The sequence below is a fragment of the Pseudomonas sp. NPDC087598 genome, assembly GCF_044743525.1.
GTDB lineage: Bacteria > Pseudomonadota > Gammaproteobacteria > Pseudomonadales > Pseudomonadaceae > Aquipseudomonas.
Genome location: NZ_JBIUWQ010000033.1, coordinates 50,331 through 70,941, shown reverse-complemented (window position 1 = coordinate 70,941; position 20,611 = coordinate 50,331). Strand labels below are relative to the sequence as shown.

The 20,611-nt window shown below is 60.9% G+C and carries 20 protein-coding genes; 8 read left to right on the top strand and 12 right to left on the bottom strand.

Annotated elements, in window-relative coordinates; translation table 11 throughout:
• Positions 1-198: 198 nt before the first annotated feature.
• Positions 199-1,104: a LysR family transcriptional regulator gene (locus ACIOWE_RS18355; protein WP_401394158.1), complete on the bottom strand. Its 906-nt coding sequence runs from the start codon at positions 1,102-1,104 to the stop codon at positions 199-201.
• Positions 1,105-1,391: 287 nt separating this feature from the next.
• On the opposite strand from ACIOWE_RS18355, the gene moaB reads away from it, so the two are divergent.
• Complete coding sequence (gene moaB, locus ACIOWE_RS18350) at positions 1,392-1,931, top strand: molybdenum cofactor biosynthesis protein B (RefSeq protein ID WP_401394156.1); 540 nt, start codon at positions 1,392-1,394, stop codon at positions 1,929-1,931.
• Entirely contained in the window at positions 1,928-3,133 is a 1,206-nt protein-coding gene (gene glp / locus ACIOWE_RS18345) for a gephyrin-like molybdotransferase Glp (RefSeq protein ID WP_401394153.1), read from the top strand. The genes moaB and glp overlap by 4 nt, the downstream gene beginning before the upstream one ends.
• A gap of 262 nt (positions 3,134-3,395) precedes the next feature.
• Here glp and ACIOWE_RS18340 read toward each other — a convergent pair whose 3' ends face one another.
• From ACIOWE_RS18340 to ACIOWE_RS18330, 3 genes are all read right to left on the bottom strand, one after another.
• The gene (locus ACIOWE_RS18340) at positions 3,396-4,295 is read right to left on the bottom strand and encodes a bestrophin family protein (protein WP_401394150.1); all 900 of its coding nucleotides are present in this window, start codon (positions 4,293-4,295) and stop codon (positions 3,396-3,398) included.
• 33 nt (positions 4,296-4,328) lie between these two features.
• Complete coding sequence (gene moaA / locus ACIOWE_RS18335; RefSeq protein ID WP_401394147.1) at positions 4,329-5,327, bottom strand: GTP 3',8-cyclase MoaA; 999 nt, start codon at positions 5,325-5,327, stop codon at positions 4,329-4,331.
• Between the two features lie 320 nt (positions 5,328-5,647).
• Complete coding sequence (locus ACIOWE_RS18330) at positions 5,648-6,499, bottom strand: CAP domain-containing protein (RefSeq protein WP_401394144.1); 852 nt, start codon at positions 6,497-6,499, stop codon at positions 5,648-5,650.
• Positions 6,500-6,699: 200 nt separating this feature from the next.
• Here ACIOWE_RS18330 and ACIOWE_RS18325 point away from each other — a divergent pair, with 200 nt between their 5' ends.
• Positions 6,700-7,320, top strand: a complete 621-nt coding sequence (locus tag ACIOWE_RS18325; RefSeq protein ID WP_401394142.1) for a cell wall hydrolase — start codon at positions 6,700-6,702, stop codon at positions 7,318-7,320.
• Here the strand turns inward: ACIOWE_RS18325 and ACIOWE_RS18320 are convergent.
• A complete protein-coding gene (locus ACIOWE_RS18320) occupies positions 7,317-8,204 on the bottom strand; it encodes a LysR family transcriptional regulator (RefSeq protein ID WP_401394139.1) in 888 nt (295 codons plus the stop codon). The two genes, ACIOWE_RS18325 and ACIOWE_RS18320, sit on opposite strands and share 4 nt — an antisense overlap.
• Positions 8,205-8,306: 102 nt before the next feature.
• On the opposite strand from ACIOWE_RS18320, the gene ACIOWE_RS18315 reads away from it, so the two are divergent.
• Positions 8,307-9,719: an MFS transporter gene (locus ACIOWE_RS18315; RefSeq protein WP_401394137.1), complete on the top strand. Its 1,413-nt coding sequence runs from the start codon at positions 8,307-8,309 to the stop codon at positions 9,717-9,719.
• A 118-nt stretch (positions 9,720-9,837) separates the two neighbouring features.
• On the opposite strand, the gene ACIOWE_RS18310 is transcribed toward ACIOWE_RS18315, so the two are convergent.
• From ACIOWE_RS18310 to ACIOWE_RS18295, 4 genes are all read right to left on the bottom strand, one after another.
• Complete coding sequence (locus tag ACIOWE_RS18310; protein ID WP_401394134.1) at positions 9,838-11,235, bottom strand: heavy metal sensor histidine kinase; 1,398 nt, start codon at positions 11,233-11,235, stop codon at positions 9,838-9,840.
• Positions 11,232-11,903, bottom strand: a complete 672-nt coding sequence (locus ACIOWE_RS18305; protein WP_166217152.1) for a heavy metal response regulator transcription factor — start codon at positions 11,901-11,903, stop codon at positions 11,232-11,234. The genes ACIOWE_RS18310 and ACIOWE_RS18305 overlap by 4 nt, the downstream gene beginning before the upstream one ends.
• A gap of 12 nt (positions 11,904-11,915) precedes the next feature.
• A complete protein-coding gene (locus ACIOWE_RS18300; RefSeq protein WP_166217154.1) occupies positions 11,916-12,173 on the bottom strand; it encodes a DUF2790 domain-containing protein in 258 nt (85 codons plus the stop codon).
• A gap of 237 nt (positions 12,174-12,410) precedes the next feature.
• A complete protein-coding gene (locus tag ACIOWE_RS18295) occupies positions 12,411-13,124 on the bottom strand; it encodes a murein L,D-transpeptidase catalytic domain family protein (protein WP_201237816.1) in 714 nt (237 codons plus the stop codon).
• A 154-nt stretch (positions 13,125-13,278) separates the two neighbouring features.
• Between ACIOWE_RS18295 and ACIOWE_RS18290 the strand changes: the two genes are divergently transcribed.
• On the top strand, positions 13,279-14,895 hold the full coding sequence (locus ACIOWE_RS18290; RefSeq protein ID WP_401394129.1) for a murein L,D-transpeptidase: 1,617 nt from the start codon (positions 13,279-13,281) through the stop codon (positions 14,893-14,895).
• A 3-nt stretch (positions 14,896-14,898) separates the two neighbouring features.
• Here the strand turns inward: ACIOWE_RS18290 and ACIOWE_RS18285 are convergent, their stop codons facing one another.
• Complete coding sequence (locus ACIOWE_RS18285) at positions 14,899-15,414, bottom strand: DoxX family protein (RefSeq protein WP_401394125.1); 516 nt, start codon at positions 15,412-15,414, stop codon at positions 14,899-14,901.
• Positions 15,415-15,614: 200 nt separating this feature from the next.
• On the opposite strand from ACIOWE_RS18285, the gene ACIOWE_RS18280 reads away from it, so the two are divergent.
• The 3 genes from ACIOWE_RS18280 to ACIOWE_RS18270 all read left to right on the top strand — a co-directional run bounded on the left by ACIOWE_RS18280 (position 15,615) and on the right by ACIOWE_RS18270 (position 18,808).
• Positions 15,615-16,499, top strand: coding sequence for a LysR substrate-binding domain-containing protein (locus ACIOWE_RS18280; RefSeq protein WP_401394122.1), 885 nt, complete (start codon positions 15,615-15,617; stop codon positions 16,497-16,499).
• A gap of 99 nt (positions 16,500-16,598) precedes the next feature.
• Complete coding sequence (aguA, locus tag ACIOWE_RS18275) at positions 16,599-17,708, top strand: agmatine deiminase (RefSeq protein ID WP_401394119.1); 1,110 nt, start codon at positions 16,599-16,601, stop codon at positions 17,706-17,708.
• Positions 17,709-17,710: 2 nt separating this feature from the next.
• Positions 17,711-18,808: an extracellular solute-binding protein gene (locus tag ACIOWE_RS18270; protein WP_401394116.1), complete on the top strand. Its 1,098-nt coding sequence runs from the start codon at positions 17,711-17,713 to the stop codon at positions 18,806-18,808.
• A gap of 367 nt (positions 18,809-19,175) precedes the next feature.
• Here ACIOWE_RS18270 and ACIOWE_RS18265 read toward each other — a convergent pair whose 3' ends face one another.
• Entirely contained in the window at positions 19,176-19,793 is a 618-nt protein-coding gene (locus ACIOWE_RS18265) for a DNA-3-methyladenine glycosylase family protein (RefSeq protein ID WP_401394113.1), read from the bottom strand.
• A 1-nt stretch (position 19,794) separates the two neighbouring features.
• Positions 19,795-20,592: an isocitrate lyase/phosphoenolpyruvate mutase family protein gene (locus ACIOWE_RS18260; protein WP_401394111.1), complete on the bottom strand. Its 798-nt coding sequence runs from the start codon at positions 20,590-20,592 to the stop codon at positions 19,795-19,797.
• Between the last annotated feature and the right edge of the window lie 19 nt (positions 20,593-20,611).

Here is a 20,611-nt window from a genome sequence, read left to right as displayed (position 1 = left end):
GTCTACTGGAGTAGACATCGTATCGCCCGAATCGACTTGAACTTGCAGATCGTGACGGCAGGTAAGAAGATCTAAAACCGTCCACCATGTCTCCGGTACATACAGGGAGAGGGTTAGGGTGAGGGGCTCTGGCAAGCCAGTTCCCACAGTGAGCGGGGTGATCACAAGATCCATGTTCAACACAGTTTTGTGTCTGACTTAAATCTGGTGAGTAGGCGCTTCAATCCCGAACATCTTCCGCGCCTCGGCGAAACACTTCTCGGCAATCGCCGAGCGCGGTTCGGTCTTGCGCATCACCAGCCCCAACGGCGCAAGCACGCTGGCATCCGGCAAGTTCATGAACGACAGATGCTCGATCGGCTCTTCCAGGCCACTGTCCAGCGGCATGATCGAGCAGCAGAAACCCTGGTGAATCGCCTGCAACAGCTGATAGGTCGAATCGCTTTCCAGGATCGGCTGCGGATTGAGGCCGCGACTGCGGAAGCTCATGTCGATGGATTTGCGGTAATGCATGCCGGTGGTGATCATCCCCAGCGGCAATTCGGCGGCGTCTTCCCAGCTCATTTCCGAGCCTTCGAAATGGAAGTGGCGGTTGTCGTAGAGCAGGCCGACGCGGGTTTCGCCGATTTCGAAAAACTCGAAATAGCCAGGATTGATGTGGTCGAGGTAGCACACACCGAGGTCGAGCTGATTGTTGCTCAGGCCCGCAATGATTTCGTCGGAACTGAGCGACGACAGATTGAATTTCAGTTCCGGGTATGTGCCCGATAACCCCTGAATGTAATTGACCGGATTGAAGTTGCTCAGCGGCACCAGACCCAGACGCAGACTGCCGACCAATTGCCCGCGACAGGCCGCTGCCTCGGCAAACAAACCGTCGTGTGCCGCCAGCAGCGTGCGGGCCCAGGCCAGCACGCGCTCGCCGGCCTGAGTGAAACCTTCAAAGCGCTGACCGCGATTGACCAGCACCAGATCCAGCTCGTCTTCGAGATTGCGCAGGCGCATCGACAGGGTCGGCTGAGTGATGTGGCAGCGCGCGGCGGCCTGGCCGAAGTGACGGGTTTCGTCCAGCGCGATCAGGAACTTGAGTTGTTTGATGTCCACGACAGCACCTGCTCGATGGGAAGTTTTTGATTGAGTGTTGACGCAGATGCGCATCGCGCACGAAAAGCGCGAGGTGCGACGATCTCACTTGAGTGTTCATTCGTCCAATCGGAAGGCTCTAAAACCTTAACGATCCGCTCTATCGCCGTCGTTTTCATGGGCTTCAGCCAAGGTCGAAGGGACCGATAGAGCTGCTCGATAGAGTGGTCGGCCAGAGTGATTAGACAGTCCTCATAAGTGCCACTTAGGCTGCTCGGCAATCTGATTGATCACTGCCGGAGAGCCCCATGAGCGCCAAAGCGGATGCCCTGTTTGTCCCCCTGAACATTGCCGTGCTGACGGTCAGCGATACCCGCGATTATGCCAGCGATACGTCGGGCCAGTTATTGATCAGCCGTCTGCTGGAGGCTGGCCACACCTTGAGCGAGCGCAACCTGCTCAAGGATGACCTGTACAAGATCCGCGCCCAGGTCGCGAACTGGATTGCCGACGAGGGTATTCAGGTGGTGCTGATCACCGGCGGCACGGGTTTCACTGGCCGCGACAGCACGCCGGAGGCGGTGGCCTGTCTGCTCGACAAGCAGATTGATGGCTTTGGCGAGCTGTTCCGCGCAATTTCAATTCTCGACATCGGCACTTCCACCGTGCAGAGCCGTGCTCTGGCCGGGCTGTCCAACGGTACGCTGGTGTGCTGCCTGCCGGGCTCGACCGGTGCTTGCCGCACCGCGTGGGAAGGCATCCTCGCCGAGCAACTCGACAACCGTCACCGCCCGTGCAATTTCGTCCCGCACCTGAAACCGCTGCAAGCCTGTGGACCCCGCGGATGAGCCGCACACCTTTGATGCCGGTCGAGGAGGCGCTCGATCAATTGCTGGCCATGGCCAATGAACAGCTTCTGGCGGACAGCGCAGTGCTGGCGCTGGATGACGCGTGTGGGCGTGTGCTGGCCAGTGATCTGGTGGCGACACTGGATCTGCCGCCGTGGCCGAACAGCGCCATGGACGGTTATGCGCTGAACCTCGCGGATCTGCACCGGCAGCCGCTAAAGGTGTCGCAAAAGGTCTATGCCGGACTTGCACCGGATGCTCTGTTGCCGGGGACTTGCGCACGAATCTTTACCGGCGCGCCGCTGCCGCTCGGCGCCAATTGCGTGGAGATGCAGGAAAACACCGAAGTGCTGGAGGACGGCAGCGTGCGGTTTTTGCAGCCGCTGAAGGTGGGGCAGAACATTCGTGCCCAGGGTCAGGAGAATCGCGTCGGCGATATTCTGTTGCGCGCAGGCAAACGCCTGGGGCCGTTCGAACTGGCGGTGGCGGCGGGGCAGGGCTTGGCGCAGCTGCATGTTGTGCGTCGGCCTCGGGTGGCGCTGCTGTCCACCGGGGACGAACTGGTGGAACCGGGTCAGCCGCTGCGTCCCGGCAGCATCTACAACAGTAATCGCGTATTGCTCAAGCATTGGCTCGGTGAGTTGGGCTGCGAGGTGATCGACGCCGGGATTCTGCCGGATCGTCCGGCGCAGACGCGGCTCAAGCTTGAGCAACTGCAAGTCAGCGCAGACCTGATTCTGACCACGGGCGGCGTGTCGGCCGGCGATGCCGATTGCCTGGGCCAGGTGCTGCGGGACAATGGCAAACCACTGCTGTGGAAACTCGCGATCAAACCCGGCAAGCCGTTGACCGTCGGCCATTTCGGCGCGGTGCCGGTGATTGGTTTGCCGGGTAATCCGACCTCGGCACTGGTGACGTTCGGGTTGCTGGCGCGACCGTATCTGTTGCGTATTCAAGGCGTGGAAGACGTCATGCCGCTGAGTTTTTCGGTGAATGCCGGGTTCGATTGGCCCAAACCGGGCAGCCGTCGTGAATACCTGCGGATGCGATTGGAAGCGGGCCGTGCGGCGCTGTATCCGAACCAGAGCTCCGGCGTCTTGCTGGGGGCGACCTGGGCCGATGGCCTGGTGGAAATCCCCGAGAACAGCACCCACAGCGTTGGCGATCCGCTGCGCTTCATTCCTTTCAGCGAACTCTTCTGACTCCAACACAAATCAAACTTGTGGGAGCGAGCCTGCTCGCGAAGGCGGCCTGTCATACGACATCGATGTTGACTGACAGGCACTCTTCGCGAGCAGGCTCGCTCCCACAGTTGGATCTCCAATTCTGCAGGTGTACCTCAAACCTGTGGGAGCTGGCTTGCCAGCGATGGCGGTGAGTCAGTCAACACCATTTCTGGATGTGCCGGCCTCATCGCTGGCAAGCCAGCTCCCACAGGGGGTTATGGTGTTTGGGGGATTGAGCTCAGCTCAGGACGTAGTCCACCGGCAGCAGCATCGGTGGCAGTTCTTTCTCGCCCAGTTCGCTGAGGATGTCGCGCTCGATGGTGCGCACCAGCGAATCGGTTGCCAGGTCGTTTTCATCGCGGCCGAACGGATCTTCCAGCTCATCGGCAATCGCGTCCAGGCCAAAAAAGGTGTAGCTGACAATCGCCGTGAACAGCGGCGTCAGCCAGCCCAAGGGTTCGGCCATGGCGAATGGCAGCAGGATGCAAAACAGGTAAATCGTGCGGTGCAGCAGCAAGGTGTAAGGGAAGGGCAGCGGCGTATTCTTGATGCGCTCGCACACGGCTTGCGCCTGGGTCAGGCTGGTCAGGTGATTGGCCAGCAGCATGTAACGCCACTCGCTCAGTTCACCGCTTTCATGCAAGTCGGAGCATTGCTGGCCGACCTGCTGCAGGATCCGCCCGCTGTAGTCCGGCACCTGTGCATCGTGTTGCGGGGTGATCCACGCGCTGCTCGCGGCCGCTTCGTTTTCCCGGCGTAACCGCGCATTCAGCGAATGCGCAAACCCACACAGATTGAGCAGCAACGGTTTGCGCTGCACTGAGTTACGGATGACGTGGGTCTCGCGAATCACCGAACGAATGTGCACGATCACTTCGCCCCACGCCTTGCGCGCCTCATACCAGCGGTCATAGCAGGCGTTGTTGCGAAAACTCATGAAGATCGACAGCGACAATCCGAGCAAGGTGAACGGCGTGGCGTTGACCTTGGTGAAGTTGCTTGGATGGAGGATTTCCACCAGCACAATGGCCGAGGCCAGCAGCGTGACCATCAACGTGCGCATGGCGATGCGTTTGGCGATCGAACCCTTGAGGGTGAAGAGAATGGTGAACTGGTTGACCTTGGGTCTGACGATCATGCTGTGCGATCCCGGTTAAGCATGGAGGGCGGATCAGCCGCCGGTCATGTTCATGAAGCGCACGACCTGGACATCGTCGTTCACCTCGAAATTGTGCCGATACGGCTTGAGTTTCATCGCTTCAATGATGGCGTTCTCCAGCCTTTGCGGTTGTCCCGGATGGGCGCGAAGTACCGCTTTCAAGTCCACCGAGTGTTCGTTCCCCAGACACAGTAGCAAACGCCCCTCGACGGTCAGCCGCACCCGATTGCAGGTGCCGCAAAAGTTGTGGCTGTGCGGCGAGATAAAGCCCAGCCGAATCTGCGGCGCTTCGGCCAGCCGCCAGTAGCGCGACGGACCTTGCGTCGACTCCGCCGAGTCGATCAGCGTATAGCGTTCGGCAATCTTCTCGCGCACCTGGGTGCTGGAGAAAAACGACTCTGCGCGGCTGTGCTCGCTGATGATGCCCAGCGGCATTTCCTCGATGAAGGAGATGTCGAGCTGACGGTCGATGGCGAAACGCACCAGATCATTGATCTCGTGATCGTTGCGGCCCTGCATCACCACGCAGTTGAGTTTAGTGCGGGTAAAACCGGCCTCGCGTGCGGCATCGATGCCGTTGATCACTTGCGCCAGATCACCGGTGCGGGTCAGTTGTTTGAAGCGCTCGGGGTCGAGGCTGTCGAGGCTGATGTTCAGCCGCTTGACCCCGGCGTCGAACAACGGCGCGGCGAGTTTGCCGAGCTGCGAGCCATTCGTGGTCAGGCACAGTTCGCGCAGGCCGGGCAGGGCGGCGATCTGCTCGCAGAGCTTGACCACGCCAGGACGAATCAACGGCTCGCCACCAGTCAGACGGATCTTGCGCGTGCCAAGAGCGACGAAGCTCTGCGCCAGTTGATAGAGCTCTTCCAGCGTCAGCACCTGTTGGCGCGGCAGAAACTGCATGTCTTCCGCCATGCAATACACGCAACGGAAGTCGCAGCGGTCGGTCACCGACAGGCGCAGATAGTCGACGCGGCGGTTGTAACCATCGATCAAGACGCGCTCTGACATGACAGCCTCGCAGGAGTGAAAACCACTGTGAAGGGTTTGGGTCAGCGCAGGTTATGGGCGACTTTTACTCGAGTCCAATCACTGTTAGTGAACGGCTGATTGATGCCGTCGATGACCAACTGTTTTTCCCTGAAAATTGCCGCGTTTGTTGCGTAAGGCTCAGTAAATAAAGGGTTTTTGTGCTTCGATTTCGAAAGCCCCAGAGAACCCTGTGGGAGCTGGCTTGCCAGCGATTAGGCCGGCACATCCAATATTGATGTGCCTGACCCACCGCCATCGCTGGCAAGCCAGCTCCCACAGGTCGCGTGTTTTCTTGAGATTTATTGGGCACCAAACATCGCGGTCCAATAGATCCCCGCACTGCTTTTCGGGTCAGTCGCGTAAGCGGCGCCGAATTCCTTGTACTGCGGGTTCATCAGGTTGGCGCAATGGCCGGGGCTGGCGAGCCAGCCTTCGACGACTTTGTGTACGGTGTCTTGCCCGGCGGCGATGTTTTCGCCCACCAGTTGGCCGCTGTAGCCGGCGAGTTCAGCGCGATCGCCGGGGGTGCGGCCGTCGCGGTCCTTGTGGTCGAAGTAATTGTTGTTGGCCATGTCGCGGCTGTGATCCTGGGAGATGGTGCCCAGACTCGCGTTCCAGGCCAGCGGTGCAGCGGCGGCGAAGGCCTGGCTGCCACATTGACGCGGTTGGCTGCGGGCGACATTGAGTTCACTCAGCAGCTTCTGTCCTTCACTTTGCGCATCGCCAAGTTTCGCCGACAGCAACGGCCGCGCCAGTACAATGCGCCAGTCACGGTCGTCACGGCTGACACCGACATCGACGAACTGCGGATCAAGCACCACCTGACAGAAACTTTCCTGAATCGCTTTCATGGCCGACGTCGCATCACGCGGGCCGTTGAGGGTGATCGCCTGGACATTGACCATCGGGTAACTGGCGCTGGCCATGGCTTGTTGCAGATCGACAGCGCCAGTGGCAGGCAATCGCAGCCGTGGATCGGCCGACAGCGGCGGCAGTTCATTCGACGCCTGAGTGCCGCAGCGCTGCGGTTGGCTGCGGTAGCTGTTAATCGACTCGATCAGTTGCGACTCATCGCCGGCCATGGCCGACGCCGCAAACATGACGCCTGCGGACAACGCGGCAAATCGCAAAACAGATGGCATGAAGCGCATGGAAATCTCCCTTGAGCTGAGTGCGCCCATGATGCGCGAAAGGCCCCCCGTGGGTGCAATGTCTTTTTCTTCATTCGGCGGTTTTTTCCGCGGAACGTTGCCAGCGAAATTGCCGTCTACACTCTGCGAAGACCCCGGGAGCCGGGCGTCTCAACCACGAAACACGTTGCCCGTCTCGGGCGCTGCCGGAAGAATCGACGATGCGATTGAACGGGTTGCTTTGCTGTCTTGTGTTAACCCTGCTGACCGGCGTGGCATCGGCCACCGATCAAGCTCCGATCAAGGAAAAGGCTGAAGAAAAAGCCCAGGTGCTGGAAGAAAAAGCCGCCGATAAACCCAACGCGCCGCCAGCGCCTAAATCCGAAGCGATTACCCCGACCGAAGCTCAAGCGGTGGACCCGGCCGGTGCCGCGCCGCTGGACGATCCGATTACCTGTCTGGCGCGCAGTATCTACTGGGAAGCCAAGGGCAAGGACACGGCGGACATGGAAGGTGTGGCCAGCGTGGTGATGAACCGGCTCGGGCATGACGGCTTTCCCGGCACCGTCTGCGAAGTGGTCAAGCAGGGTTCGGAAACCAAGAGTTGCCAGTTTTCCTGGTGGTGCGATGGCAAGCCGGACCAGGTCAAGGAAGATGCCGAATATGCCTTGGCCAAGGAAATCGCCGGCAAGGCGCTCAACCGTCAACTCACCGATCGCACCCACGGTGCCTTGTATTTCCACGACCGCAATGTTCATCCGAGTTGGGCCAAGGAGTACCGCAAAACCGCTGAGACGAAAAAATTCCTCTTCTATAAACCTGCCGGCGGCGACGCGCGCTAGGCGCAGACTTCCCGCACGCAATTACGTAACCAGCGATGCGCGGGATCGGCGTCCATGCGCGGATGCCAGAGCATCGACACGCTGATCTCCGGCATCTCAAAAGGCAGGGCGAAACTGTGCAAGCCCGTGCGCAGCTTGCTCGTATGACGTTGCGGAACGGTCGCGATCAGGTCGGATTCACGCACCAGCGTCAGCGCCGCCGAAAACCCGCCGAATGAAGTGACGATGTCCCGCGTCAGCCCCGCGGCGAGTAATGCGTCGTCGACCGGGCCGCTGCTGCGCCCGCGCCTTGAGATGAGAATGTGCTGGCCGCCGGCAAAGCGTTTGGCGCTGATCTTGCCCATGCTCAATGGATGCCCCTCACGCACCACGCCAATCCACTGATCCTGAAACAGGATGCGGCTGTGCAGCGTCGGGTCAGTGCTGTCGTCGACCACCCCGGTCTCCAGATCCACGCGGCCTTCGCGCAGTGGTGTGCTGTCCTTGTCGGCTTTTTGCACGAAGCGCAGGCGCACATCGGGCGCCTCTTCAGCGATCCGCGCGAGCAGGGCGGCGGCGAAGGTTTCGACAAAACCGTCGGTGTTACGCAGGGTGAACGTGCGCTGCAACTGGCCAGGATCGAGCACGTCGGCGGGACGCAAAACCGCCTCGGCTTCCTGCACCAGATGAGCGACCCGATCGCGCAGTTCCAGCGCTCGCGGCGTCGGCACCAGACCACGACCGGCCCGAACCAGCAACGGATCCCCGGTGGTTTCGCGCAGACGGGCCAGAGCACGACTCATGGCCGAAGGGCTCAAGCGCAGAGATTTGGCGGCGCGGGCAACGCTGCCCTCGCGCAGCAACACGTCGAGGGTGATCAGCAGGTTCAGATCCGGTACAGACATGACATGGCGTTCCGTGCAGGTATCGAGTGCAAAGCATGCGTCTTGCGCCTGGTGTTGTCGAGACTCAAGCTATGGCGCATGACCTTGCACCGTGAGCGCCCCATGTCCGGAGATTCCTTGAGCACCACCGCCCGCTGGGCGTTGACCAGTCTGGCGCTGTCGATGTTGATGCCGTCGCTGGACACCAGTATTGCCAACGCCGGGTTGCCCGTTCTGGCGGCAGCGTTTGAGGCGACGTTTCAGCAGGCACAGTGGATTGTGCTGGCCTATCTGCTGGCAATCACCACGCTGATTGTCAGCGTCGGGCGTTTGGGGGACGGCTTCGGTCGGCGTCGCCTGCTGTTGATCGGGATCGGCATTTTCACCGCAGCTTCATTGGCCTGCGCGCTGGCACCTGGACTGGCCTGGCTGATCGGTGCACGGGCGGTGCAAGGCGTGGGAGCGGCAATCATGTTCGCGTTGACCGTCGCGCTGGTGGCCGATGCGGTACCCAAGACACGAGCGGGCAGTGCGATGGGGTTGCTGGCAACGATGTCAGCCACCGGCACGACCCTCGGGCCGTCGCTGGGTGGGCTGCTGCTGACGCATGCCGGCTGGCAGTCGATATTTCTGCTCAACGTGCCATTGGGCTTGCTCAATGCGTGGCTGGTTTATCGCTTTCTGCCGGTAGATCGAACGGCGCGCACGGGGGTTGCGTTTGATTATCTCGGTTCCGGGGTGCTGGTGTTGACGCTGGCTGCCTACGCGCTGGCGATGACGCTTGAAGGTTTCACGCTGGCGTTGCTGCTGTTGAGTCTGTGCGGTGTGAGCGTGTTCGTGATCGTCGAGATGAGGGCCAAGTCGCCGCTGATTCGCCTGTCCTTGTTCGCCGATTTGCGCCTGAGCGGCAGTCTGCTGCTGACGTTGCTGGTGACGACCGTGATGATGACCACGTTGGTGGTCGGGCCGTTTTATCTGAGTCGCGGATTGGGTCTGAGCAGCGCCATGGTCGGGGTGGCGTTGTCGGTGGGACCTCTGTTGTCGGCGTTCAGCGGAGTGCCCGCGGGTCGTCTGGTGGATCGCTTTGGCGCGCGGCGGGTGGTGCCTGGTGCCTTGCTCGGGTTGGTATGCGGCTGCGGATTGCTGGCGTTATTGCCGATGAGTCTCGGACTGCCTGCTTATTTATTGCCAGTGGCGGTGGTCGCCGTCAGTTACGCGCTGTTCCAGGCCGCCAACAACACCGGGTTGATGGCCGGTGTCAGTCAGGATCAGCGCGGCGTGGTGTCGGCGCTGCTCGGGCTGGCGCGTAATCTGGGCCTGATCACCGGCGCTGCGGCGATGGGCGCGGTATTTGCTGTGGCCACCGGGGATCCGACTCAGGCACCTGCTGCAGTTGTCGCCAGCGGATTGCACATCACATTCGGCGTCGCGGCAGCATTGATGGGCATGGCCCTGATCATCAGCCAAATACAGATTAAATGTAGGAGTGAGCCTGCTCGCGATAGCGTCGGCACCGCCAAAACCTCAATTGACTGACCCATTCCCTGTAGGCGCTGCGGCACGCTGCAATCTTTTGATTCTGTTTTCAAAGCCAGGATCAAAAGATCGCAGCCTCGTTTCACTCGACAGCTCCTACAGGGTATTGCGCTGGATATCAGTTCCGGGCGGGGAAGAACAATTCGAAGCAGGTTTGGCCGTTGTCGCTGCTGACGCGGTAGCGGCCGTGGTGCAGTTGCATGATGGTCGCGACAATCGACAGCCCCAAACCGTTGGATTGTGCCGAGCGTTCGCGGGACTGATCGACCCGATAGAAGCGCTCGAACAATCGCGACAAGTGTTCTGCCGGGATCGTCGCGCCCTGATTACGCACCCGCAAATAACTGCCGTCCGCTTCGGCAAACGCTTCAACCTGCACCGTCGAGTCCGCCGCGCCGTACTTGATCGCGTTGGCACACAGGTTGGCCAGTGCCCGGCGCAGCAGCATCGGTTCGGCCCAGATCACCCCGCGACCACGGGCCTCGATGCACATGCCGACGTCTGCCGCCAAACCTTCGAAATAGTCGGCGATCCGTTGCATCTCATCGGCGGCATCCAGTTCCTGGCGTTGACTCAAGGCACTGGCCGGGTCGGTGCGCGCGAGAAACAGCATGTTGTCGAGCATCCGCGTCAGCCGCTCCAGCTCCTCGACATTGGAGGCGAGTAGCTGTTGATAGGCGTCGATGCTGCGCGGCTGTTGCAGGGCGACCTGGGTTTCGCCGAGCAGGTTGTTGATCGGCGTGCGCAATTCGTGAGCCATGTCGGTGGAGACCTGACTCAACTGCGCAAAACCCCTGGCAAGGCGATCGAGCATGGCGTTGAACGCTTCGATCATCGGCTGCAATTCTCGTGGTGCACCTGCACTGGCGAGGCGCTCATTGAGGTTGCCGACGCCGATCCCGTGGGCGTGTTTCGCCAACCGGCGCAACGGCAGCAAACCGCGATAGACCAGCAGGCAACCGACCAGCGCAAGGACAATCGCTGCCAGTGATGCGAGGCCGTACACGCTGAGCCGATAGTTGGCGAGCATCGCCGTGCGTTCGCTCATCAGCTTGCCGATGAGCACTTGCAGGTTGCCCAGATCGCCGGAGTCGATGCTCGCCGCCACGGCCGAAAACGGCACGCCGTTGATGCTTGGCAGATGCTGCACGTCGTTGAGGGCCATCACATGCTCGACCGGCACCGCGGGCACGCTCGGCAGGGCCAGATTACCGGGGTTGACCACCAGCAGCGGCGGCTGGCCCGGCGCGCCAATGGTCAGCAGCGCTTCGCGGGTACCGAGCATGTTCTGGAACAGCGCCGGTTTGTTCTTGATCAACTCCAGCGTGTTGCTGTCGTTGAGGATGGTGCGCAACTGATCGATGCGGCTGACCAGTTGAATGTCGTCACGACGGGTCAGTTGTTCTTCCAGTTCTTGGTAAAGCGCCACGCCAAGGCCAGCCAGCGAAACGAAGGCGAGCACGGCGAAGACCAGCGCCAGGCGCAATGTCAGCGAATAACTGCCGGCGATTTTCATGATTGCGTATCGAAGCGGTAGCCGATGCCGCGCACGCTGTGGATCAGCTTGAGCTGGAACGGATCATCGACTTTCGCCCGCAAGCGCCGTACGGCGACATCGACGACGTTGGTGTCGCTGTCGAAATTCATGTCCCAGACCCGTGAGGCGATCAATGAGCGCGACAGCACTTGCCCGGTGTGGCTGGCGAACAGTTGCAGCAAGGCGAATTCCTTGTTGGTCAGGGTGATTCGCACACCGGCACGGGTCACGCGGCGCTTGAGCACGTCGATCTGCAGGTCGGCGACTTGCAGTTGTTCGTCTTCGTGGATCGGCCCGCGCCGGGTCAGGGTTCGCAGGCGCGCCACCAGTTCGGCGAAAGAGAACGGCTTGATCAGGTAATCGTCGGCGCCCAGTTCGAGGCCTTTGACGCGGTCGGCGATGTCATCGCGCGCGGTCAGGAACAGCACCGGCGTGTCGGCCTCCTTGCGCAGCCGGCGCAGGACTTCCCAGCCATCCATTTTCGGCATCATCACATCCAGCACGATCACGTCGAAGCTGTGCTCCAGCGCCAGGTGCAGACCATCGGCGCCGTCGCGGGCCAGACTCACGCTGTAGCCCAGTTCCTGCAGGCCGTTGAGCAAGTAGTTGCCTGCCTTGGGTTCGTCTTCGACAACCAGAATATTCATCGGCGATCATTCTCAATGGTCATTGATGCAGCCGCTGCCCTGTACCTGATAGTCCAGCACATGTTCACGGCCCTGATGGTCGAGGTAGTTGAGTTTCGCCGGGACCACACCGCACGCCTGGGAAATATCAGTGCTGGACAGCACTTTGTCGACATCCAGATTGACGTAGAAGCCGTTTTTGTCATGGATCACTGCGGTGTCGGGCATCGAAGCGGCGAACAGCGAACCGCTGGCGAGGAGGGCGGAGAAGGCGAGGATCAGGGTTTTCATGATGAGTCACTCAGTGGTTGAAGCAGGTCGGCAGTGCGCCGGAACAACTTCAGGCTACCGAGCGATCCGCACGGCAAACCGACAACTGAATGACAAAGTTGTAATGAAACGGTGGACGAAGATTCAGAACTGAACGCAACTCTTGTGGGAGCTGGCTTGCCAGCGATGGCGGTGGATCAGTCAATCACGCGGCTGGCTGTGCCGTCCTCATCGCTGGCAAGCCAGCTCCCACAATTTTCAGCTGGCGTGGGTACTCAGGATGCTCGCCACTTGCTGCGGCTGGCAGTTCAGGTAGGGCGAGGATTTCAGCCAGCGCTGATCCGGATACCACGAGAACATGAACTGACCGTCCTTGAGTTTATCGATCACCTGCTTGGCAATCTGTGGTCGAACGGCCGGGCAGCCCTGGCTGCGACCGATGCGGCCCTGGCGTTTGCTCCACAACGGGTTCACATAGCTGGCGGCGTGAATGACGATGGCGCGATCGCGGGCCATGTCATTGAAGCCCGGTTCCAGACCGTCCATGCGCAACGAATAGCCGTGGGTGCCGCTGTAGCTTTCCTGGGTGCGGAAGAGGCCGAGGCTGGACTGATAACTGCCTTCGACATTGGAAAACTGCGTGGCGAAGTTTTCCCCGGAGGCGGAGCCGTGGGCGACCAGGTCGCGCAGCACCAGTTTTTTCCGGTTGAGGTCGAAGATCCACAGTCGGCGTTCGGTGGACGGTTGCGAGTAATCGATGATTGCCAGGTGACGGGACGGCTTCGCGCCGTTGTTGACCGCACATTGCATGGCATTCAGCGCACCTTTCAGCGCCTGGGGATTGAGTTCTGGCGCGGCGTGCGCGAGGCTGGTGTAGAGAACCGGCGATGGTTTGCCGGCGGCGAAAGCTGGACTGGTCACCGCGACAAGGGTCGCGGTGGTCAGCAGAAGTCGGCGCAAAAACGTCAACATTTATAAAGTGTCCTCACTTGCTGCTTACTTAATTGGCACTTTGGCTCCTGACGTCCAGTCATAACCCGCAAGCCCGTAGAACGAGCCTGACTGTTCGGCGCACCTGATGTAAGGTTGGCCATCATCAAGATGGCCATGGATTGGAGTAAAGCAGTTGTTCAAAAAGTACGCATGCTACTTGAGCATTTGTTTGCTCGCTGCGCCGTTTGTCGCTTGTGCCGATGAGCCGCTGCCGCCCTTGCAGACGCTGCCGACGCCACCGGCCGAAATGCCCGTTGAACCACAAAGTCCGTTGCAGGCTGTGCTGATCAGTCTGCCTCAGGCCTGTCCGGCGATTGCCGCGCACCTCGCTGGCCCGGCGCTGGAACAGTTGCAAGCGTTCTACCAACAGCAGGACTGGATGCCGGTGTGGGCCCGCGAGTCCGGACGCTTGCAGGCGTTGCAGGGGCAGTTGCAGCTGTTGGCCGATGATGGCCTCAGTCCGAAACGCTACCCGGTCGCGCCGAACCCTCCGCAGGACGGCGAGTTGTGCGCCGATATCGACATCAGCCGCTATTACCTGCAAGCCCTGCAGGATCTGCATTACGGACGCCTGTTGCAGTCGCACTTCGAGCCGCTGTGGCACGCCGACGAGGCACCTCGCGACCGTCAGGCCGAATTGCTCGCCATCGCTGTGCCCGGCATGCAGAACATCCCCGCTGCGTTCGATCTGGCCCGTCCGCGCCTGGCGCAGTATCAGAACCTGCGTCAGCTCTACGCCGCGCAACGGCTCAAGGCCTTGCCGCAATGGCAGTCGGTGGGCAACGGGCCGCTGCTGCGCCCGTCGATGGAAGACAAACGGGTGCCGGAACTGGCCCAGCGTCTGTACAGCGAAGGCTATCTGACCCACGCCCTCGGCGCGCCCGGCAATGCCTACGAAGGCGTGCTGGTAGATGCGGTGAAAAGCTTTCAGGCCAACCATTCGTTGCAAGCGGATGGCGTGGTCGGGCCGGGGACGATTGCCGAACTCAACATCAGCCCGTTGACCCGCCGCGAACAACTGCGGATAAATCTTGAACGCTTCCGCTGGTTGGCTCAGGACATGGAACCTGATGGTTTGCTGGTCAACGTCGCCGCCGCCGAGTTGACCCTGTATCAGCGCGGCCAGCCGGTGTGGCAGACCCGCACCCAGGTTGGCCGTGCCGAACGCCAGACACCGTTGCTCAAATCGCGCGTCACGCGATTGACCCTGAACCCGACCTGGACCGTGCCGCCGACCATCTGGAAGGAAGACAAGCTGCCGGCGATCCGCAAGGATCAGACCTTCCTCAGCCGACAGAACCTGCAAGTGCTCGATGCCAACGGGCAACCGCTGGCGGCGGCGGACATCGACTGGGACAACCCCGGCAATATCCTCCTGCGCCAGGACGCCGGGCCGCGCAACCCGCTGGGGCAAATGGTCATCCGCTTCCCCAACCCGTTTTCGGTGTACCTGCATGACACGCCGAGCAAGGCGCTATTCGAAAAGGGCCCACGGGCGTTCAGTTCGGGCTGTGTGCGGGTCGAGCATCCGATGCAACTGCGCGACCTGCTGCTCAGTCCGGCGGAGAAGGCTCGCACCGAGACCTTGCTCGCCACTGGCACCACCCATGAATTCCGCTTGTCGGCGCCGGTGCCGATCCTGATGACTTACTGGACCGTGCAAGTCGACAACGCCGGCCACGTGCGTTACTCGCCAGACATCTACAGCCGTGACAGCGCGTTGCTGGCCGGGCTTGATCGGGCACATTGAGCCTCAGTGGGCGCGGCGGTTCCAGAACTGCCGCGCCAGCCACGCATCGACGCTCAATTTGCCGGCCCCGGCGAACACCAGCGGCAACAGAGCGGCCAGGTAAATCGCCGGCAGCTTGAAGTTGCCGAAGCCCTTGTTGGTGATGGCGTAACCCTGGGCCAGTTCGCTCACCGACGACCAGTCGGCAGGCCAGTGCACGGCAGCGGTAGCGACCACGGTCACCACGATCAGCGACACCGCCGAGATCCGCGTGCCGAGGCCAACCAGAATCGCCAGCGCGCCGATCAGCTCGGCCCACATCGACAGTTCCCAGTTCAACGTTGCTGGCAGGTGATCGAAGGGAAACGGAAACCGGCTCTGAATGTCTTCGAACCAGTTCTGGCCGTTGAACTTCTCCAGCCCTGACTCGAAAAACTCCCAGGCGATAAACAGGCGCAAGGTCAGCGGTGCGAGCCAGGTGCCGGCGCGGTCGAGGTTCAGGTGCACGGCTTGGGTGGCGGTCGAAAGGTTGCTGGTCATGATGAGTCTCCGGACGATGGGGGTAAGTGAATCGACCGGGTTATTTGAGCTTTGCGGTGTATCGGCGATGTGTCGCCGGGGCAGGGATTTGTGCGGTTGGTGTGTCTGTGGCGGGGGGATATACAGTGCGATACAGACGACCATGCTGGACGCACGCTCTCGGCACCGTCAGCATGGCCAAAAAAAACGGATCACCCCCCATGCGAAAACTCCCTTCACTGCCCGCCCTGCGCACCTTCGAATGCGCCGCCCGTCACGCGCATTTCGGCCGGGCGGCGGCGGAGTTGTGTGTCACCGACAGCGCGGTCAGCCATCAGATTCGCCAGCTCGAAGAGCAATTGGGCGTGTCGTTGTTCATCCGCGAAGGCCGGCAGATTCGCCCGACCATCGCCGCCGGACGCCTGATGCAGAGCCTGCAACAGGCTTTCGAACTGATCGGCGAGGCTTGCGATGAACTGCGCGACCCGTCTTCGCTCGCCGTGTTGCGTCTGGCCGTCACCGCGGAACTTGCGCAGAAGTGGTTGATGAGTCGCCTCAGCGATTTTTATGCGCGTTATCCGCACATCACCTTGCACCTCTACGAACAACCCATCGACGCCAGTGCGCCGGGCGAAGACATCGATCTGGCCATCACCTACGGCACCGGCCCGGCGGACAGCAGTGCCTACTTCGTCCGCCCGTTGCCAGCCCTACAGTTTTTTCCGGTGTGCAGCCCCGGCCTGTTCAACCAAGGCACGTTGAAAACGCCGAAGGATCTCGCCCGACATTGTCTGCTGCACGACGATCAGGACGGCAAGACCTGGACCGCATGGCTGACCAGCCACGCTGGTGATCAGCGCCCGCAACGTCAGTTGTATTTCGCCCACGCCGGGTTGGCGCTGGAAGCGGCGGCGCAAGGGCAGGGCGTGGCGATGGGCGACAACCTCACCGCGCAGGAAGACTTGCAGAACGGCCGACTGCTGCGGCCGTTCAGTGCCAGCATGACTGCGTTGGGGCAGTACGCGCTGGTTTGCGAGCGTGTGCGCCTGGAGCGTCCGGCGGTGGCGCAAATGTTGGAATGGTTCAACGATCAGCTGGCCGATTGATGAGTTGAATTCAACTGTTCCGCAATAATCATCGTTGGCGAACGTGATGCCTGCGCCCGTAGCCTGTGGTCATTCCCATCGCGAAAACGAGGTTTGACCATGGCACGTTTGCTCGACTCCACCCCGAAGCACGACGGCTTCCGTCTGCCCGGCGAATTCGAAGCCAAGTCCGGCTGCTGGCTCGGCTGGCCGGAGCGCACCGATGTCTGGCGCAACGGCGCCAAGCCTGCGCAGAAAGTCTGGGTGCAGATCGTCACCGCCATCTCCCACAGTGAACCGGTCACCGTCTGCGCCTCCGCCGCGCAATTCGCCACCGCCCGCCGCCAGTTGCCGCCGCAAGTGCGCGTGGTGGAAATGACCTGCAACGACACCTGGTTTCGCGACAGCGGCCCGTGCTTTGTGGTCAATGACCAAAGCGGTGAAGTGCGCGGAGTCGATTTTCAATTCAACGCCTATGGCGGCCTCGACGGCGGACTGTATTACCCGTGGGACAAGGACGATCAGATCGCCAGCAAGATCCTTGAGATCGAACGTTTTGACCGTTATCGCGCACCGTTGATTGCCGAACTTGGCGGCATTCAGAGTGATGGTCAGGGCAGCATCCTCACCACCGAACAGTGCCTGCTCAACCGTAATCGCAACCAGCATCTGGGCAAGGAAGAGGTCACGCGCCGACTGACCGATTACCTCGGTGCCGAGCAAGTGATCTGGCTGCCACGGGGCTGCAAGTTCGACGAAACCGATGGCCATGTCGATGATCTGGCGTGCTTTGTCCGCCCCGGCGAAGTGGTGTTGCAGTGGACCGATAACCGCGACGATCCGCAGTGGGAAATCTACCAGGAAGCCTACGACATCCTGCGCAGCACCCGTGACAGCCGTGGTCGCGAGTTGACCGTGCACAAACTGCCGCAACCCGATGTGCTGGAGTGGACGGCCGAGGAAGCCGAAGGCCTTGATCAGCAGGACAGCACTCACACCCGGCAGGCCGGTACGAAAATCTGTGCGTCTTACATCAACTATTACGCCGGTAACCGCTCGATCGTGGTGCCGCTGTTTGGTGATCGCAACGACAAGGTGGCAATGGCGACCCTGGCCGAACTGTTCCCGCAACAGAAAATTGTCGGCATCGAAAACTCCCGGGAAATCCTCCTCGGTGGCGGCAACGTTGCGTGCATCACCATGCCGCAATACGCCGGCAAGGAGGTGTGATGATGGGCCTGCACAAACTGACTCAAGCGTTGCTGCTGGTGCTTGCACCTCTGTGTGTGCAGGCCGCCGACACCGCTCAACCGGTGGTCAATCTGTATATCTGGGGCGAGTATCTCGCCCCGGATACCTTGAAGAATTTCGAGACGAAAACCGGCATTCATGTGGTTGCCGATCACTTTGATTCACTGGAAACGGTGGAGACCAAACTGCTCACCGGGCGCAGCGGTTATGACCTGGTGCTGACCGCCGGCCAGCATCTGTCGCGAGCCATCGAGAGCGGCGCGATTCAGCCGCTGGACAAGGCGCGGGTACCGCACTTTGCTGGCGTCGGTGACGAGTTTCGCCAGCACATGGCGGTGTTCGATCCGGGCAACCGTTATGCCGGAATTTACGCGTGGGGCACTACCGGTGTGGGCTATCAGGACGAGGCGATCAAGCAGCGCCTGCCGAATGCGCCGACGGACAGTTGGGCGATGTTGTTCGATCCGGCGGTGGTGTCGAAATTCGCCGATTGCGGGGTGAGCCTGCTCAACGATCCCAACGAAGTGTTTGCCGCCGTCATGAAGTACATGGGGCTGGACATCAACCGGCAGAACCTCGATGACCTGAAGCTCGCCGAGCAGCAACTGGCGAAGATCCGTCCGTATATTCGTTACTTCGACAACGACCTGAACATCAGCGACCTGGCCAACGGCAACACCTGCGTGGCGATGTCGTGGAACGGCAACGTCGCCATCGCTGCCGGACAGGCACAGGCGGCCAGTAAACCTTTCCGGCTCAGTTACCGGATCCCGAAGGAGGGCACGTTGATCTGGTTCGACGCCATGGTCATTCCCAAGGATGCGCCGCACCCGCAGGCCGGGCTGGCGCTGATGGATTACCTGATGACGCCGGAGGTGATTGCGCCGATCACGGACACCATCCATTACGCCAATGCGATCACAGCGGCGGACGGTTTGGTCGATGCATCGATTCGCAATGATCCGGGGACGTATCCGTCGGAGCCGGTGCGGGCTTCGTTGTATAGCAAGAATGACAATGGCAAGGCGTTCAATCGCGCATTGATCCGTGCGTTCAGCCGATTGAAATCCGGCCTTTGAAAGGGTGTTGAATCGACCGGCGCCTTCGCGAGCAGGCTCGCTCCCACAGGGGTAATCGATTCCAAAGGTGGGAGCGAGCCTGCTCGCGAAGGCGTCGGCACAGCTTGAATCAATGCCATCTGACCCACCGCCATCGCTGGCAAGCCAGCTCCCACAGGATTTGTATTGATTGAGGGCTCTGCATTCACCACCGACCTTGTGGGAGCGAGCTTGCTCGCGAAGGCGTCGGCACAGCTTGAATCAATGCCATCTGACCCACCGCGATCGCTGGCAAGCCAGCGCCCACAGGATTTGTATTGATTGAGGACTCTGCATTCACCACCGACCTTGTGGGAGCTGGCTTGCCAGCGATGAACGATGACGCGGTCTAAACCTTGGGCATCCGCCACAAATACCAGGCCGCCACCGTCCGATACGGGCTCCACGCCAACCCAATCTCAACCATTTGCCTGCGCGTCGGCTGCACTTCCAATCCCTTCAGCCGTCGATAGCCCTCACGCACGCCAAAATCATCCGCCGGCAAGATATCCATCCGTTCCAGGCTGTAGATCAACAACATCTCCACGGTCCAGCGGCCAACCCCGCGCAGGCTGACCAACCGCTCAATCAGCACCTCATCATCCATCGCCAGCGCGGTAGCGTAATCCGGCACCACGCCGTCCAGCGTTGCTTGAGCAATGCCCTGAATCGTTGCAATCTTGCCCCCCGAAAATCCGCAACTGCGCATTCGATCAAAATCCGTCGCGAGGATTTGTTCAGGTCGCGGAAACGATTGCCCGGGAAACAAGCCCACCAGCCGCCCGACAATCGCATCGCCAGCCTTGGCATGCAGCTGCTGATAGGCAATCGCCCGCACCAGCGACTCATACGGATCGCGCGCCGGATGCGGCTGGTGCAGGCAAGGGCCGACAGCGGCGACATGCTGCTGCCAATCGGCATCAAGCGCGGCCAGAAAAGTGCTGGCTGCTTGATAAGCGTCGCTCATGCTATTTCAGCAGGCCGTTGACTTCGCCGTAGCTGAACGCCTTCAAGTCCTGGGTATCAAGCTTGCCTGTGGCGAGAAAGCTTTTCACCAGCCCGCCCATCGCGCCATAAAGGAACTCGGCAATGCCGGAACCGGCGCTCAAGCGGCGTACGCCCAACGCTTGCAACTCAGTCGGCGAGGGCAGGCAGGCGAAGCCCAGCACATTGACCGGCAACGAGGTGCCTTTGCAGATGGCTTCGATCTCGTAGGCGGCGGTGACACCGGCGGCGAACAAGCCATCGGCACCGGCGGCCTGATACAGCGCCGCGCGGCGCAGGGTTTCGGCGACGCGATCTTCGGCCGGCACTAGGCTTTTCAGGTAGACATCGGTGCGGGCATTGATGAACAGCTTGATCTTGCGTTTGTCGGCCACTTGTCGCGCCACGCCGATCTTGCGTGCCAGCAGCTCGGGATCTGCGGAACCGTCCTCGATATTGATCCCGACAGCGCCGGCGGCGATCACCGCATCAAGCACTTCGGCCACACGACCGAGGTCATCGGAATAACCGGCCTCGACGTCCACGGTCAGGGGAATGCTGATCACCCGGGCGATGGATTCCACCGTCGAAACCAGACGTTCGAGGGGCAGGGCGTTGCCGTCCGGGTAGCCGTGAGCCCAGGCCACTGCAGCACTGCTGGTGGCGACGGCTTTGCCCTCCAGATGTTCGACCAGTCGTGCGCCGGTGGCGTCAGCGACGTTAGTCAGAATCAACAGGCCTTGCTGGTGCAATTGGTGGAACCGAGTGTCGAGCGCGTCCATCGAAATCCCTTCTTGTGGT